Annotated in this window: 12 protein-coding genes and 5 pseudogenes; 4 read left to right on the plus strand and 13 right to left on the minus strand. The window is 59.4% G+C overall.

From position 1 onward, the window contains the following. Positions 1–47 precede the first annotated feature (47 nt). Positions 48–269, plus strand: a complete 222-nt coding sequence (locus tag NKH57_RS01730; RefSeq protein ID WP_352941156.1) for a hypothetical protein — start codon at positions 48–50, stop codon at positions 267–269. A 178-nt stretch (positions 270–447) separates the two neighbouring features. On the opposite strand, the gene NKH57_RS01735 is transcribed toward NKH57_RS01730, so the two are convergent. From NKH57_RS01735 to NKH57_RS01755, 5 genes and pseudogenes are all read right to left on the minus strand, one after another. After that, entirely contained in the window at positions 448–867 is a 420-nt protein-coding gene (locus NKH57_RS01735; protein WP_352941158.1) for a hypothetical protein, read from the minus strand. A gap of 476 nt (positions 868–1,343) precedes the next feature. Continuing rightward, positions 1,344–2,351, minus strand: coding sequence for an alpha-ketoacid dehydrogenase subunit beta (locus NKH57_RS01740; protein WP_352941161.1), 1,008 nt, complete (start codon positions 2,349–2,351; stop codon positions 1,344–1,346). A 43-nt stretch (positions 2,352–2,394) separates the two neighbouring features. Then, positions 2,395–3,375, minus strand: a complete 981-nt coding sequence (locus tag NKH57_RS01745; RefSeq protein WP_352941163.1) for a thiamine pyrophosphate-dependent dehydrogenase E1 component subunit alpha — start codon at positions 3,373–3,375, stop codon at positions 2,395–2,397. 133 nt (positions 3,376–3,508) lie between these two features. Then, positions 3,509–4,073, minus strand: a pseudogene (locus NKH57_RS01750) (redoxin family protein). Positions 4,074–5,026: 953 nt separating this feature from the next. Continuing rightward, a complete protein-coding gene (locus NKH57_RS01755; protein ID WP_352941165.1) occupies positions 5,027–5,215 on the minus strand; it encodes a hypothetical protein in 189 nt (62 codons plus the stop codon). A gap of 1,559 nt (positions 5,216–6,774) precedes the next feature. Here NKH57_RS01755 and NKH57_RS33810 point away from each other — a divergent pair. The 3 genes from NKH57_RS33810 (at position 6,775) to NKH57_RS01765 (ending at position 8,340) form a co-directional block, all read left to right on the plus strand. Next, a complete protein-coding gene (locus tag NKH57_RS33810) occupies positions 6,775–7,041 on the plus strand; it encodes a hypothetical protein (protein ID WP_502907259.1) in 267 nt (88 codons plus the stop codon). Further along, positions 7,041–7,193, plus strand: coding sequence for a hypothetical protein (locus NKH57_RS33815; protein WP_502907260.1), 153 nt, complete (start codon positions 7,041–7,043; stop codon positions 7,191–7,193). Before NKH57_RS33810 ends, NKH57_RS33815 begins: the two co-directional genes overlap by 1 nt. Positions 7,194–7,587: 394 nt before the next feature. After that, entirely contained in the window at positions 7,588–8,340 is a 753-nt protein-coding gene (locus NKH57_RS01765) for an SDR family NAD(P)-dependent oxidoreductase (protein ID WP_352941167.1), read from the plus strand. A 118-nt stretch (positions 8,341–8,458) separates the two neighbouring features. On the opposite strand, the pseudogene NKH57_RS01770 reads toward NKH57_RS01765, so the two are convergent. The 8 genes and pseudogenes from NKH57_RS01770 to NKH57_RS01800 all read right to left on the minus strand — a co-directional run. After that, positions 8,459–8,639: pseudogene (locus NKH57_RS01770) on the minus strand (IS5/IS1182 family transposase); the annotation flags it as partial. A gap of 210 nt (positions 8,640–8,849) precedes the next feature. Beyond that, positions 8,850–9,929: pseudogene (locus NKH57_RS01775) on the minus strand (IS5 family transposase). Between the two features lie 35 nt (positions 9,930–9,964). Further along, on the minus strand, positions 9,965–10,255 hold the full coding sequence (locus NKH57_RS33820; RefSeq protein WP_502907261.1) for an ATP-binding protein: 291 nt from the start codon (positions 10,253–10,255) through the stop codon (positions 9,965–9,967). Positions 10,256–10,356: 101 nt separating this feature from the next. Next, positions 10,357–10,686, minus strand: a pseudogene (locus tag NKH57_RS33825) (ATP-binding protein); the annotation flags it as partial. After that, positions 10,686–12,192 (minus strand): annotated as a pseudogene (gene istA / locus NKH57_RS01785) (IS21 family transposase). The pseudogenes istA and NKH57_RS33825, both read right to left, overlap by 1 nt. After that, a complete protein-coding gene (locus tag NKH57_RS01790; RefSeq protein WP_352941169.1) occupies positions 12,086–13,315 on the minus strand; it encodes an IS4 family transposase in 1,230 nt (409 codons plus the stop codon). The pseudogene istA and the gene NKH57_RS01790 overlap by 107 nt, the downstream one beginning before the upstream one ends. Positions 13,316–13,400: 85 nt before the next feature. Next, positions 13,401–13,808 carry a cupin domain-containing protein gene (locus NKH57_RS01795; RefSeq protein WP_352941171.1) on the minus strand — a complete coding sequence of 136 codons (408 nt, stop codon included), beginning with the start codon at positions 13,806–13,808 and terminating at the stop codon, positions 13,401–13,403. 247 nt (positions 13,809–14,055) lie between these two features. Then, on the minus strand, positions 14,056–15,294 hold the full coding sequence (locus NKH57_RS01800; protein WP_352941173.1) for an NAD(P)/FAD-dependent oxidoreductase: 1,239 nt from the start codon (positions 15,292–15,294) through the stop codon (positions 14,056–14,058). Positions 15,295–15,336 lie beyond the last annotated feature (42 nt).

Here is a 15,336-nt window from a genome sequence, read left to right on the forward strand (position 1 = left end):
GGTTGATCCGGGGTCACGGGTATCAATTTGTGGACGAGCCGCTCGGCGTGGACCCAGCACAGCGCATGCTGGCCAATGCGGAACTGGCCGGCATCATCGGAAACGACGGTATCGGCGAGAAAGCAGTGGTGGCGTATCGCCCCCCACATCGCCCCTTCGATGGCGACCCTGACTGGGTTGGGCTCAACCGCAAGCTGGTCAAGGCCCAGCGCCGCCAGATGCGCCTACCATGCGGCGCTGTCGGCAAATGCCTTGCGCCTCTTCATTGATGACGTAATCGCTGTGCCCGGCACGCAGCGTCGCCAAGAACGCCTCCCGTGACTTCGATCGTCCGGTGCGGAACGCGGTGAAGCGGCGATCGCCGATCTGGGTGGTGTAGCCGTCCTGGTGGGCGTGGCGCGCCGACGTATCATCTAGGGCGCCGTCGCCAGCCCGGCGCGCAGCACCTCACGGTCCTCCGCCGCGAAGGCCTCCAGGCCTTCCGAAATCAGCCGCACCACCTGGCGCTTCGAAATGTCGACCCCGATCCCGGTCAACAACCGCCGTCAACCGCTCCGTCGTCACCTGGCCTTGAATGTGGCAGGCCAGAATGAAGCGGCGCAGGTTCGCGCCCCAGCCGCCGATGATCCCCGCCGGCAAGGGCGCCACCATCGTTTCGCCGGTCGGTGTCACCCAGCGCTCGCGGCGATAGCGCACCACCTCGGCCGACAACGCCAGATCGCGCACCAGGATCGTCTCATACCCCTTGAAGCGAGAGCCCGCGGGTACGCTCACCGCAACCGTCACCGTGCGGCTCACGCGACCGCCATCGCGCTTGGCGCCGCGCCGCTGGCGCTTGCCAGAGGTCGGCTGCGTCGCCTTCTCCATGCCCGATGGCTTGGTCGGCTTGACCGGGGGACGCGGCGGCAGGTCCTTCAGCCGGGTGATCTCATCCTTCAGGGTCTGGTTCCGGTGCGTTGCGCCTGGTTCTCCATCTCAAGGCTCTCGACCCGGCCTTGAAGACCGCGCACTTCGCCGATCAACGCAGAAACCAGCCCGCGGAGTTCCGCAAGCGACAGACCTTTAAGCGAACCAGTCGGTGCTAGCGTCACGCAAAGGGTGAATCACGAACGCACCCGCCTGCAAACCCCCTCCGCCCGGAAATTGCCCCGGTTACGCTTCATCCCCCCTTTGTTCTCACGCGACTGTTGAAGTCGGGCTTGAGGAAGCGTGCGGGCTCGGTCGTTTCACGCTCAGCAGACGGAAGTCTGCCATCGGCTGCGCCGTCCTCAACCGCATGCTTGCCTGTGCACGCCCGCAATCCGTTCGCCGCCACCAACTCCCTCCACAAACATTTCGATGATTCACGTTTGGAGCAGCCGCCGAACGGCTGCGATAATGCCATCCTTCGTCGGGTAGAAATCCTGCTCAAGGGCGGGACTGAATGGCACGTGAATATCGGGAGCGCTCAGGCGAATGATCGGGCGCTTCAATAGATCAAACGCCTCTTCCGCCATCACTGCGGCGATTTCACTCGCGACGCTGCAGACGCGGTGCGCGTTATCGACGATTACAAGTCTACCGGTCTTTGCGACCGAGGTTTTGAACGACTCGTGGTCGAGTGGCTTCAACGTACGCGGGTCAATCACTTCCACGGAAATGCCTTCCTCGGCAAGCGCATTGACGGCTTCTATCGTCGGCCGAATTGCGCCTGCAATAGCGATAAGTGTTACGTCTTTTCCCTCGCGCTTCAAATCCGCTTTGCCAATCGGGATCACATGATCCGGATCTGTGGACAAGTCACCCTTGACTGCCCATAATCGATTGTCCTCAAAGATGAGTACAGGGTCGTCGTCGCGAATGGCCGATTTCATAAGGCCCTTGATGTCGGCTGGGCTGGTCGGGCTGATAATCTTGAGGCCCGGAACATTCATGAAAGACGGATAAGGCCGGTCGGCATGCTGCGCCGCGTTGTTCCCCTCCGGGTACATGCAGCAACGAACCACGATCGGAATGTTAATCTGACCTCCAGTCATATAACGCAACTTCGAGGCTTGGTTGATAATCTGATCCGAAGCAAGATAGACGAAACTGGCCATTGTCAGGTCTATGATCGGGCGCAACCCATTTATGGCAGCCCCGATTCCCATTCCGGTGAAACTGCCTTCAGAAATCGGCGTGTTCCAGACCCGATTCCTTCCGAGTTGCTCGATTAGTTTACCCCCGCCGTAGACCTCTACGTCTTCTCCCATCAAGATCACGCGCTCGTCACGCGTCATTTCCTCTAACTGCGCCTGCATGATCGCATCCAGATATGTCATCTGAATATAGGTGCGGGGCGTAACGGCAAGTTTCTGTGCATTAGTTTGCATTTCGATTAAGTCCTCGCTTGCCCAGCCACGAAGCTGTTGTGTCCTACGAGAGGGGCGACCTGAACATGTAGTCGGGCAGGGTTTCGCGGCGAGGCATGGGGCTGACCAAAGCAAATTGTACAGCCCGCTTGACGCCCTCGGCGACATCGTCCTCTATTGCTCTCACACTCTCTTCATTGACTCCTTGTTCTAGGAGCACGTTACGATATAGCGTGATCGGATCGCGGTCGCGTTTGTATCTCTCGAACTCTTTAACCGTTCGATACGGCACGCCCCGAACAACCATGCGGACACTGTGATCATCGAACCTATAGGTGTTAGCTACTATGAGAGTAGGCCCCTCACCCGCGCGTGCTCGCGTGACGGCCTGTGTCGCAGCTCCATAGACGGCGTTCACGTCCTGTCCGTCAACCGTTACCCCTGGCAAGCCGTAGCCCGCCGCCCGCAGCGCGATGTCGGTCTGCCCGTGACTTTGCGCCACCGAGGTGGTAATTGCATAGCCGTTATTCTCGCAAAGAAAGACGACCGGAAGCTTCCACAGCGAGGCCATGTTGAGGCTCTCATGGAAGGTGCCCTGATTCACCGCTCCATCGCCAAAAAAACAAAGGGTAACCTGATCGACGCCCCGCACCTTGGCGCTGAGCGCGCACCCCGCAGCAAGGGGGATGCCCCCTCCGACGATAGCCACTTCGCTGATGATCCCGACGGAATTGTCTGCAAGGTGCATCGAGCCGCCGCGCCCCTTACAAACGCCGACTTCCTTTCCCATAAGCTCGGCCATGAGCGCGTCAAGATGGGCACCCTTCGCAATCGAATGGCCGTGCGAACGATGCGTTCCGGTCATGGCGTCATCGTCCCGGAAGGCGAGACATGCCCCTACGATAGCGGCTTCCTGACCCACGCTTGAGTGGAACCAACCCGGGATCTTGCTATCTTTGAACTGGCGCATACCCTCTTCTTCGAATCCGCGGATACGAAGCATCCGCCGATAAGCTTCTAATCTCAGATCTCCGCTCAACTGCATGGTTCAAACTTTTCTCCAATATGAAGGTAAAATAAGCCGCCTTGGCAGAGCGCATGTTCTGTAAATTCATTGCGTATAATTAACGAAATTCCTGGTTCTATCACGAAATCCAGAACAAGAGCTTACCAGCAAACTATCTGGGCAGCGCGATTGGCTGCGCTATTAGGCTTGATGAGAATTGTCTGCTTTGCGGCCTCAGCTTTAACGGCCTCGGTTTCAAGAACGTTCTGGGGGATGAAACGCCGGAGAGGGATCGGCCTCGCAGTTGTCGGAGAAATCTTCCTCCTCGACCCCCTGCTCCACCGCGCCATTGTTGATCGGGGCGGCGTAGAGCCAAGAGCGCATACTGAAGCCGAGACTGTCCTTGGCAGCCAGGATGCCCATTTTGCGCGTGAACTCGCCGGAGCCGCCCGAGATGAGCTTGACCTCGGCAGCCCTTATAGCCTTCCCCCGCGCATTCATGACGAAGGCATCGTTGACGGACAGTAGATCGCATCAATTCCCTCCCTCTCAAACTCGTCATAGAGCTTTTCGAAGTTAGGCAGTTGGTAGGTCGAACGGGTCGGGGTAAAGGCACCACGCAGTGAAAACATGATGACGCGGTTGCCTCTGAAGCAGTCGTCGGAGGTCTTGTCTTCCCAGCGGTATGGGTTTGGCCCCTGGATGGTCTCATCGCGGACACTCGTGCGAAATCTCATTTTTCACGGTCATCAATGTTGCTCCTCTAGAAGAAAACTGATGCATGGCTTTCTCGGTCGGGCCGACGCAACGTCCATCTCGGCCGGCATCCCGCGCATGAGATGAGGCCTTTCCGGCTCCTGTTTCTTTGCCATCCAGTTGAAGGGACCTTTTGGCTCCGCGTCTTCGCCGCCCGCACCGAACGACCAGGTTGGTATTGGTGATCTGAGTGCCTTTGTGCGGCTCGGGCGGGCCTTCTACGCTGATGGCCTGGAATGGACATGGATGACCGCTTCTCGTCCTTGAGGAAAAATCGGTAGTGATCGGATGGGTCCGTGTCTAAAGAGGCATGTGATGGGTCAACTGTGAAAACGCGCAAAAGCCCCGGTTCGCGGAATGGGTTCAGCGCCTTTAGGATTGCGGGTGAAACGCCGACCTTGGCTTGAGTGACCCTTAGATAGATGCCTTCGACACGCACATGCGGATGAAGACCGGTCAAAACGGCGAGCGCCACGCGTTGGCCAGTCGTGCACAATACAGCTGCCGAGCACGGACCTCTGGAGTGGACCCTGTCCCGATGTTCAACTGGGGTGGGCTCGGTCTTCTCAGGCGTTTCCATCGAGCTTTGCGACGTCAGCAATGGCCTTGTTCCTAGTGCTCTACGTGCTTCCTCTGGGTTCCAGTGAGTCTGACGCAAGTGCGGTGCCATTTGACTTAAGGCTAGGCAATCACACTACGTTTGCAGCGACAGGGCGTAGTCGGAAGAAATCCGCAAGCCTTATTTTGTTCGAAGCGGGACAAGAATGTCGGAAGCCCTAACAAAAGGATGGGCCGGGCCGGTGCTACCGACAAGCGGCGTGACCTGCCCCTGCAAATGTCCTCGCTTTGAGGTCGGTCTGCGAGATCGGCAATTTCTCTTTGGGTGCGCGCATGCAGAAGAGGCGGTATGGGCTTGAATATTGCAGGCACGGTCTCAAGCTGTCGAAACGGTGCCGGCATGCGGATTCCAGGGAATGACCGGACAGGCTTGTCCGGCTTCAGATTGGAATAGCCGTCCGGCATCACCGGAATACGCAGCCGGCAGGTGGTTGTGAAGTTCGCCATTGATCTCCGCCGCCCGGAACTGCATGAGCATAGCGCACCCGTGGAACGACCAGCGCATCGGCTGCTTCTTGGCCGTCCGCTTTCCGACGAGTGAATTCACTGCCGATTTGGCGAGAGCTGGCGACGCGAAGCCCAGCCCGGTTGCGGTTTCCGTAGTTGACGATAGCACTGCGGTTCGAACGGACAGGTCAGGAGCTGCGCGCCGAGGCTGTGAAGCCGTGCGATCCGGACCTGGCTTCTTCCTGCGAATCCTTCAGGCTCGGCAGAAGACGCTCCAAGTCGCGGATCGCGCGATGGACCTGCCCATGCCAGACCCCCCATTTCATGGCTCTGCGTCTCTGTCGATGGAGGAAACGATTTCGGGGAGATCGGGCATGTGATCGGCGATCTGCTGAATGGGCTGCATCTTCAAAGCGATGTGTGGAACCAGTTGATGATATGGGTCATCAGTTTCGGCATAGCGCAGGGCAGGCGCTTAGGAATTTCTGCGCCATCCGAAATCACGGAGAGTTCGCCGAAGCCGCGCCGAAGTGCATGCAGAGTTCGGTCTCGGATTGCTTGTTGGTCGGTGCCGCCGGTGATGAAATAGCGGCCGCCGAGATGCTGATGACGAACTCCTTGCAACGATCACAGGAAGCTGCATTTCGAGCTGCCGTCGTTCACTTGTTTGAAACCTCGCCCGCCATGTTTCCTGCGCGATCTGGTCGTCGAGCCGCTCGCCGATCATGATGGTGCGCTTGCGCACGGTCGCATGCGTCTCGGTGGCCTCAATGGGCTGGAAATCGGCGGGCACGTTCGCCGCCTGCCGGTAGGCATCATGCTCCCCAGCCGCATTGTCAATTCCATCAGGTCGGCCGTCGCTCGATCGGGACCGATTTCCTTCAGCGGCGCGAAGGCGCCGACTATGCCCGAGTAACACTGCCGACACAGCATCCGGCGCGGATTACGAACTCAACGATACCGAAGACGGTCCGTATCCGGCGCGTCGTGTGGTCCTTGACCGGCCGGACATGTGGCAATCCGCGCAGATCCGGCGAAAGGGGGAATATGTCTCCGCCTCATAGTTCACGACCGCGCTCTGCGGCGCCGCCATGATCTTCTTGACCTCGTCGATCGAGAAGCCGATGTCGCTGTCAACAAGCCCCCATCTCATGTCGATGCGGCCCTCCTTCCGACAGATGTCGCCAAGTTCGTTCCTGCTCTCGGTCGTAATCGTCCATTCACCGCCTTCGTTTTGTCTCCGAACAAACGATGCGGATGGACTGCTCGGGCCGTATCCGCCCCCCAGAAATTACCGGCATCGTCCAATGTACGACGATGTTGGGCATGCGACATAGTCGGTTTAATCTATTGCCTTGAACCCAGGGAGTTTTTCTTTGGCGCGCATATTGCATCGTGTCATCCGCAAACGCGCAACGGATCGACAATCGTGCGGAGAATGTAGAGATGTTAGCACAATACTTTCTGCCACGGCCTGCGTCCAGCCATTCCTGCGTCGGGACGTTCCACATGCAGAGGTCTGTCCTCGGCGGACGCCAATTCTGCAACTGGTCCAAACCGTTCGGTCTTGGATCTCCGCAAAGGGTGCACTGCCACGGCAACTGGGAAGGGCGACCAATGATCCATGCTGGAATGATTTCGCGTATCCGTGCACTTGCCCTGAGCATAGTCGCGCTGCAAACTCTGATGACCTGGGAAGCGGCGGACGTCGAGGCCCCGCGAGCCGAATCCGAGATCAGAAATTTCCTGCTGAGCAACGGCATGGAGGTGGTCGTCACCCGATCACCTTGCGCCGATTGTCACGCACATGGTCTGGTACAAGGTCGGCAAACGCTGATGAGCCACTCGGCAAATCTGGCATCGCTCATTTCTTGGAACATCTGATGTTCAAGAACCCGGAGAAGCCACCCGGCCGGCGAGTTTGGGACAAAGGTCCGGAGATCGGCGGTGAGGAGAGCGCCATCACTTCGTCCGACCAAACCGCTTACTTTCAGACGGTCACGCCGGAGGCGCTCCGGACGATGATGGAATTCTAAGCTGACCGGATGCGCCATCTCGTATCCACCGACGCGGTGATGGTGCCGGAAGCGCAATGTCATTCTGGAGGAGCGGCGCTCGCGCGTCGAGGGCGATCCCAACCAGCTTCTCTTCTTAATCTGGACCAATCGGTGGCGGGATATCTGCTGCCGCGGGCAAGTGCCCCTAAGGAGATTGAAAAGCAATGACGATATTCAACCGATTGCCCTCGAGACCACCAAGTGGACCGCAAGGGCAACGAATCCCCCCCAGGTACCGGAAATGCGCGAGGGCATCTAGTTGTGTCTGATCGTCGCTGTTGGGGCACCGAGCCAATCGAGGCAGCGCAGCCAAGTATCCGTCAGCGAATTCAAGATGGCAACCCAGAGGAGCACACCCAGAGGAGCAAAGCCAATGATGCATCCCGATTTCATGAAGCGTTTTGACCTTACCGGCCGTTCGGCGCTGGTCACCGGCGGCGCGCGAGGCATCGGTCTGGAAATTGCGCACACGCTAAGGATGGCCGGCGCCTCGCTCATTGTGGCCGATCTCGACCTGGATGCTACCAGGAAGGCCGCAGCCGATGTAGGTCCCGACGTCGGCGCCTTCCGCTGCGACGTCACCGATCCACAGTCGGTGCGCGACCTAGCCGCAGCGATCGGCCCTTGCCCGGATATTCTCGTTAACAATGCCGGCGTCGGACGCGAGGGGCGGACGCGAGATACAAGCGACGACGACTGGCGGTGCGTGATCTCCGTTAACCTCGACGGCGTGTTCTATTGCTGCAGTACCTTTGGCGCGGCGATGGCTGAGCGCGGTTCGGGCAACGTCGTCAACATTGGTTCGATGTGCGGCTTCATCGTTACGAAGCCGCAGAACGATCCAGCCTACCACGCTAGCAAGGCTGGCGTGCACATGCTCACAAAGACCTTCGCCTGCAAATGGGCAAAATTAGGCGTTCGCGTCAACGCTGTCGCTCCAGGATACATCCCCACGAAGATGACCAATAACAGCAACGACATTTCGACCTGGGTCGAACTCACGCCGATGGGCCGCTTGGGCCGCACGGAGGAGATCGCAAATGTTGTTCACTTTCTCGCCAGCGACGCCTCCAGCTACATGACCGGCGCGGTTCTTAACGTGGACGGAGGGTACACGAGTTGGTGAGTGCAGAATAACGAGGATCGTTAAGGGCCGTGTACGGACGTTGGTGCACGGAGCGTGGCGGATCTCGATCTTTGATGACGCGGGCTACGCTTCCTTTGCCTTCCGGCGAACGGACTGCGGGGCGTGCACAAGCAAGCATGCGGTTGAGGATGGCGCAGCCGATGGCAGACTTCCGTCTGCTGAGCGTGAAACGACCGAGCCCGCAGCCGTGGTCCGATGATCGATTTGTATCGCCCGCTGGCGATCTCGACCCGCGCGCGCCTGCCGCGGCCGGTGGAAGCTTGGCATTTCATTCGCCCGTCTCTGCTGATTGCGGCTATGCCGGTCCCTTGGGTCGGGAGGTCTATCGTCGGTTGGACAGATCGATTTACTGCGGTTTTTGAACGGCAAGGCGGACAAACGCGCGCGGTTGGCCGCATCTGACTCTATGACAAGGTTCTTCGCCCCTTGCCTGGGTGGATGGCTGATTGATTTCGGCGTTGCGTCGGCGGTTTTCGCCGCACTCGCCGTTATGCGGACGCAGTTTGCCCCTCGTGCCAGACGAAGCGGGTGAGATTGTAGGCAAGGTTGGCCATGCCGATCTTGGTCCTGGCGCGGGCGATGCCGATGGTGCGCACGAACAGGCCCATCCTGGATTTCTGCTGCGCGAAGACGTGTTCGACGAATGCGCGGGTTTTCGATCTCCGCCCATTGGCCCGCGACGTCGCCTCGCTCATCGGCCGACCCTTCGGTTTCTTCTGGGGGATGTCAGAGACGTAGCCGTTCTTCTCCAGCCACTCCTCGTTCTTTTTCGAGCGATAGGCCGTGTCGGCCCACACCGTCGAGCCGGTGTTGCCGCGGTTGAGCACATTGCGAAGCTGCGCGCCGTCATAGGCCGCCGCGCTCGTGACGTTCCATCCCCGGATGAAGCCGTGCCGGCGATCGATCGAGGCATGGTTCTTATAGCCGAAGGCGGGAATGGCGATGTCGCGTTGCTGCGCCTTTCCCTCTTCGGCGACCTTGGCTTTCGAGAACTTCACCGTCCAGCGTGCATCGCGGTCCTTCTGGCGCAGCTTCGCGGGCTTGTTCTTCCACTCGTCCGGAACCTTGCCTGCCTTGATGTCAGTCTTCTCGGCGTCGGTGTTGCGCTGCTTGGGCGCCGCCACGATGGTGGCATCGACGATCTGCCCGCCCATCGCCAGGTAGCCGGCCTTGCCGAGGTGCTTGTCGAAACGGGCGAACAGGTTGTCCACCGCGCCGGCCTGTGTGAGATGCTCCCGGAACAGCCAGATCGTCTTGGCGTCCGGCACCCTGTCTCCGAGACCCAGCCCGAGGAAGCGCATGAAGGATAGTCGGTCCTGGATCTGGAACTCGGCCTGGTCGTCAGACAGGCCGTAGAGCGCCTGCAGAACCATGATCTTGAACATCATCACCGGATCGTAAGGGGCCGACCACCCTTCGCGCCATCGGAACGCTTCAGCGCCTTGGCCAGTGGCTTGCGGAAAACCTCCCACGGTACCAGCGCGTTCAGCTTCTCCAGCGGATCGCCAGCCTCGCTCAACCGGACATATCGCTTCATCAATGTCCCAGAAACCAGCCTGTCCCCGCATCCACTGCCTCCGCGCAAATCAATGCGTCGAGTGAATCAAAATCCGGTTCCAAAGGCGGAGTGGTGCACGAGGCGGTCTATGGCCGCGACTGTCATGGCGGGACCTGGAAAAACGTCCGACCATCCGGAGAAAGGCTCGTTGGCGGTGATGGCGATGGAGTGTCGTTCGTATCGGTGAGCGATGAGCTCGAACAGGGCACTGGTCTCCACCTGGTCCTTTCGCACATAGGACAGCTCATCGAGGACAATGAGGTCGTACTTGTCGAGTTTGTCGAGCATCGCGGGGAGACTGAGCTCGCGGCGAGCGGCCTGAAGCTTCTGCACCATATCGGTGGTTGTGGAAAACAGGACGCGGCGACCGCATCGATGAGGGCGTGGCCGATGGCGGCAATCAGGTGCGTCTTGCCGGTGCCGCTCTGACCAAAAATGAGGATGTTGCCGCCGCTTTCGATCCAGCCTTCCCCGGTAGCCAGGGAAAGCAAATGGGGCTTTCGGATACCGGAAGGGAAGTCGAAATCGAAAGTGGCGAAGGTCTTGCCGGCAGGCAACCCGGACTGTTCGCGATGGCGCTGGATGCGTCGAGAGGCGCGCTCGGCCATCTCGATCTCGAGCAGGCAGGCGAGAAGGTTGGCCGCGGGCCAGCCATCTCGATCGGCGGTGTCGGTGAGATGCTTCCAGTTGCGGCTGATGCTGGGCAGGCGCAGTGCCGACAGCAGGGTGGGCAACACGGCGGCAGCCTGATCCTTGGTCCGGCTCATCACAGCACCTGTGCGTTGGCGAGCAAATGGTTGTACCTGGCGAAATCGGGCGGTGGAATAGTGACGTCTGCACGGCTTCTGACCGTGGGCAGGAACTCGCTCCTCAGCTTGGCGACATCGGGGAGTTTGCCTCTATCGAGCGCAGCCTCGATACGCAGGGCCAGAGCATCGACGCAGTTGCCGTTGGCGGCGATATCGAGGAGGGCGACCATGTCGCGGCAGGCCTGCCGGGCGTCGAGAGCGGCATCGAGCGCCTGCCATGCCCGGGCATAGGCATGGGTGGGGAACAAGGCGTTGCGGTAGACCAGATAGCGCAGGGGCCTGGGGCTTGCGCTTCAGGTTGCCGATGAAGTGCCGGAAATCGATATTGTGTCCTCGCTGCGAATGTTTGACGCGGACCCGGTCGACGGTCATCACCCGGTCCGGCCCGAGGAAGAACTCAACCCGGTCATCGTAGAGATGGGCATGGAGCCGGTAGCCGATGAGGCGCGAGGGTACCGAATAGGTGATACGGTCGACGCTGAGGGTGCTGTTGCGCGTGACGTCTGCGCTGACCAGGGTAAAATCCGTGGTTCGCTTCGGCGGCAGCGGTTTGAGTGCGCGGCGCTCATCATCCACGAGCCTGGCCCGGCGTCGGTTCTGCTTGGCCACCTCCTGATCGACGAAGCGGCGGTAGTCCTCGATGCTGGTGAAATCGCGGCTGCTCCGGCGGCGAAGGGCCTGATCGAGCCGTCGCTTCAGGTGGCCATTGGGAGCTTCGATTGAACCGTTCTCATGGGCGACACCTTTGTTGTTGCGCGTCGGCGTCATGCCATAATGTCGGCACAGCGCTTCATAGTTGCGGGTGAAATCGCGCTGGGCGTCGGCGTCGAGGTTCTTGTAGGCGGCCGATAACGAGTCGCTGCGGAGCTCGGCGGGTGCGCCTCCCAGCTTCCACAGCGCATCTTGCAGGTGCTCGGACAGAGCGGTGAAGCTCTCTCCACCCAGCACGACCGCTGAATCCTCCCAGCCGCTACTGGCGAGGCGAAAATGAAAGAGGCGATGGTCGAAGCGCTGGCCGGCGATGGTGACGTGCAAATCGTCAGCGACGGTGAAATCCAAGAGGCCTTGCCGGCCCATCACGTGATGCTGTGGGAAGAAGATCTCCTTCTCGCCCCCATTCAGTGCCCGCCACCGGGCAATCCGGCGCTCGAGGGTCCGCCTGACGCCATCGGGAACGGCGGCCTCCCCGAACTCGTCCTGCACAGTCTCGAAAATGGTGACGGAGAGGATGCCGCTGATCTTCAGCAGCTCCTCCACGCGTGGCCATATCTGTTCCAGGGGGTCGGCCCGGGTACGCCAGTGCCGCTCGCGCTTCTTCTGTGATGGCAGGTGCGGATTCTTGTCGATCCGGCGTGCGCTACGTTCGCTGATACCGGCCTTGGCGGCCGCAACGGCCTGGGTGTGGTGACGACGCTGAGACATGTAACGATGTACCTGTTGATCGGTGATGTGGAGGCCAGCCATCGGTACCTATCGCTGCTATGTTCGATAGGTGCTCCGATACCACCACTCCACGCGCCCCGATCAGAGCCCCCTCGCAGGGACTTCTGTCGCGCCCGCCCGTCAGACCCGCTCTCCGGTCGGGGCTTCGCCCCTCCCTACGACCGGGCCTGACGGGCGATCCCCCACCGGCCATCATAGTCGTCGCTGAACCGGCCACCGTAGTTGTCGCCGCGCACCGATAGGCCCATGTGATGGCGAGCATGACGACGACGATGAGGCTTGCGAGCTTCTCTGGATTGGTGATGTGGGTGTCCTCGATATTGAGGCCTCGTGTCTTGGTATCGCCGAACAGGCATTCGATCCCCCATCTCTTTCGATAGTCGTTGAGGGCCTGCTTGGGATCGGGGCGGTTGGTGGCCACGATCAGCCATTCGCCAGTGCCAAGGCGTTTGGCGGCAAAACGAAGAGGTTCGCACGTGGTGCCCGCCGTGCCGTTGATGTGCCCGACGAGGGTTGCGCATCGGGCCCGCCTGCGCCGCAAGAGCGTGGCGAGCGACCATGCGCGACCGTCCTCGAGGGTGACGGTCATGTCGACCTTCACGCGGATGGCGAAGGGGATATCGTTTTCGTTGAGGAAATCCATCCATTCGGCACCGATGAACTCGCGGTCGGCGAGCAGGCAGCGGATGGAGGCCGCAGGGAACAGGCTGAGATAACGGCGCATCAGCGCGACGCGGTGACCCGTGTCGGAGTTACCCTGATGCGGTAGTAGGGTAAACAGCAACGGCACCCGGAAGCGCCTTGTGACGATCGCCAGCATCAAGATGTTGATGTCGCGCGATCCGAGCTTCCAGTTGGTGCGATCGAGCGCCAGATATTTTGGTCGCTCCAGATTGAGCATGTAAACCACAAGCTGTGCCGCCACGGCCTGGTCGAGCCGGACGAACTGGAAGAACCGCTGCAACCGCCGATACTTCGAGGCATGCTGCGCCGGACCGCATAGATGCACGGCCAGATGCGAAAGGTTGACGCTGCGCGACTGGGCAAGCCTGGCGATCAGCGCCGCAAGCGTCGCAAGACGCCTCTTGCTCAGTGCAAAGTGCCAACCTAACGTCTCGATGAGAGCGGAATGAATAAGTGTCATGGGCGAAGATCCTTTGCTGAGGAATCTTCAATCCAAACACATCATCCCGTTCTCACCCTGACTGTCGTGTACCGTGCCAGTGATCTTAAAGCTCTCGGCCATCGCCGTTGCGGGCGCTGAAGACCATGAAATATTTTTTCATCGTCTCTTTCTGCTCCCAAATGCCGTTAAATCCGGACGGCATAAAGAAGCTATCGCCTTTGACGAAGGTATTTTTACGTCCGTCCTCTTCGATGATCGTGACTGAACCCTCAATGACGTACATGAATTCGTCGTCAGGGTAATTCTTGAGTTCTTCGGTATACTGAGTTGCTTCCCAGATACCCACATAAACTTGGCCGGGTTGAACACGCTCCCCTACATAGAAGCGGTGCCTGCGCTCCTTCGGTTCACCGGCAATGACGTTATTATGGGAGATCGGCTCCCAAGGTGTCATACCGGTGACGGGATCGCCGTCAGGGGTCAGGCGTATGACTCGGATAGGTTCAGACATTTGTTCACTTCCAATGTTGAAGGTTTCGTAGAAGGCCATCACTCAACTGGGCACCGTCATTGCCCGGCGCTTGCCAGAAGTCTCTGGACGTAGCCGCGGCTCGCTGACGAAGCAGTATCTGATTGATCAGGCGCAGCGTCGAAGCCAGTAATACTGCCAATCTCTGTCGTTATCCGGCCATGCGTAATATTCACTAGGTAAGCGTTCGCCCAGCATGTTCACCAAAAGACTTGAACAACCGCAATCTCTAGCGGAAACGGCGCGAACTGAACGGCGCCAGATTATAGTCGCTGCGGCCTTTACATATTAGGTCAGAAACAGTCTTTCCAATGATCGGGCCTATCCCAAAACCGTGGCCGCTTAAGCCAGCCGCAACAAACAAGCCTTCAGGCTTTTGCAAAGCATCGATGACTGGTAGCTCATCAGGCATGTAGTCTATATAACCGGCCCAGCCGCACTCGAACTTGATCGGCCCGGCGCTCGGATATTCTTCCAGAAACAGTTTTGAGGCTCGCGCCAACCCCTTCCAGTCGGGACGGGGATCTAATGTACGATGTGTCGTAAAATCGGAAAACTCCCCCATCACGCTCTGTACCAGGGGTTTTCCGAGGCTGAAGCGAACATTTTGCCAGTTACGCACCGCCAGTGGCAGAAACTTCAACCCGTGGGCGAAGCTATCAAGCATCAGGTCGTGGAAGCCATCTTCCGCCACAGCGATATTCACCTTCCCGTCTATACGCTGTCGGTAAGCACATTTGCCCCAAACCACTAGTTTTCGCATCTCGATAGGCACTACGCCGGTACGGCCAACAGACCCGCGAATCCAAAGCGTTGGATGCTCAATCGCAAAGGGCTTTAAGAGGCGGCCCGTCCATGCGCCCGCGGCTAACACGATCGTTTCGCAATCAAGCCGGCCATGTTCCGTCTCGACTGCACAGACAGCACTATTCCGCACATCGATGGACTTTGCTGAGGTAAAATCAAATATTGTGGCTCCGAGCCGCGAGGCCCCCCGAGCAAAGGCCGGGGCGACCTTCTCAGGTTCCGCGCTGCCATCGGTCGGCGTGAAAAGCGCACTCTGGCAGTCGCGAGCGTCGTAGTACGGGAGTAATTCGGCGACCTCGCCGGCCGTCAGAAGCCTGGTGGTGAGGCCGAACTCGCGGGCGATTGGCATGAAGGCTTCAGAGCGTTCCGTCATTTTCCGATCATAGTTCACGCGCATCTGGCCTTGCTCACGCCAATCTACGCTTTCGCCCAGCTCGGCCTCAATGCCACGCCATATTTGGAGGCAGTCAAGCATCATTTGTATTTGGCTTGGGTCGCGTCCCTGAGTGCGAACGGCGCCCCAATTTCGGCTGGATTGCTCGCCATTGATACGACCTTTCTCTACCAGCGCGACCCGCTTTCCGGCCCTAGCAAGATAGTAGGCAGTTGCAGTGCCGACTATGCCGCCGCCAATTACGACTGTGTCGAATTGAAGGGCCATCTCAAAAAGCCGCCTTACATGAAGCCATCTGGTTAGTGCTCT

It is taken from the genome of Mesorhizobium sp. M1050 (assembly GCF_040318715.1).
Classification (GTDB): domain Bacteria; phylum Pseudomonadota; class Alphaproteobacteria; order Rhizobiales; family Rhizobiaceae; genus Mesorhizobium.

What these genes read in the sequence shown, in the direction of transcription:
- NKH57_RS01740 (WP_352941161.1), bottom strand. Translation starts at nt 2,351, where the DNA reads ATGCAAACTAATGCACAGAAACTTGCCGTTACGCCCCGCACCTATATT.
- NKH57_RS01800 (WP_352941173.1), bottom strand. Translation starts at nt 15,294, where the DNA reads ATGGCCCTTCAATTCGACACAGTCGTAATTGGCGGCGGCATAGTCGGC.
- NKH57_RS33820 (WP_502907261.1), bottom strand. Translation starts at nt 10,255, where the DNA reads ATGGTGCAGAAGCTTCAGGCCGCTCGCCGCGAGCTCAGTCTCCCCGCG.
- NKH57_RS01795 (WP_352941171.1), bottom strand. Translation starts at nt 13,808, where the DNA reads ATGTCTGAACCTATCCGAGTCATACGCCTGACCCCTGACGGCGATCCC.
- NKH57_RS01745 (WP_352941163.1), bottom strand. Translation starts at nt 3,375, where the DNA reads ATGCAGTTGAGCGGAGATCTGAGATTAGAAGCTTATCGGCGGATGCTT.
- NKH57_RS01755 (WP_352941165.1), bottom strand. Translation starts at nt 5,215, where the DNA reads ATGCGCTGGTCGTTCCACGGGTGCGCTATGCTCATGCAGTTCCGGGCG.
- NKH57_RS01790 (WP_352941169.1), bottom strand. Translation starts at nt 13,315, where the DNA reads ATGACACTTATTCATTCCGCTCTCATCGAGACGTTAGGTTGGCACTTT.
- NKH57_RS01765 (WP_352941167.1), top strand. Translation starts at nt 7,588, where the DNA reads ATGATGCATCCCGATTTCATGAAGCGTTTTGACCTTACCGGCCGTTCG.
- NKH57_RS33810 (WP_502907259.1), top strand. Translation starts at nt 6,775, where the DNA reads ATGATCCATGCTGGAATGATTTCGCGTATCCGTGCACTTGCCCTGAGC.
- NKH57_RS33815 (WP_502907260.1), top strand. Translation starts at nt 7,041, where the DNA reads ATGTTCAAGAACCCGGAGAAGCCACCCGGCCGGCGAGTTTGGGACAAA.
- NKH57_RS01735 (WP_352941158.1), bottom strand. Translation starts at nt 867, where the DNA reads ATGGAGAAGGCGACGCAGCCGACCTCTGGCAAGCGCCAGCGGCGCGGC.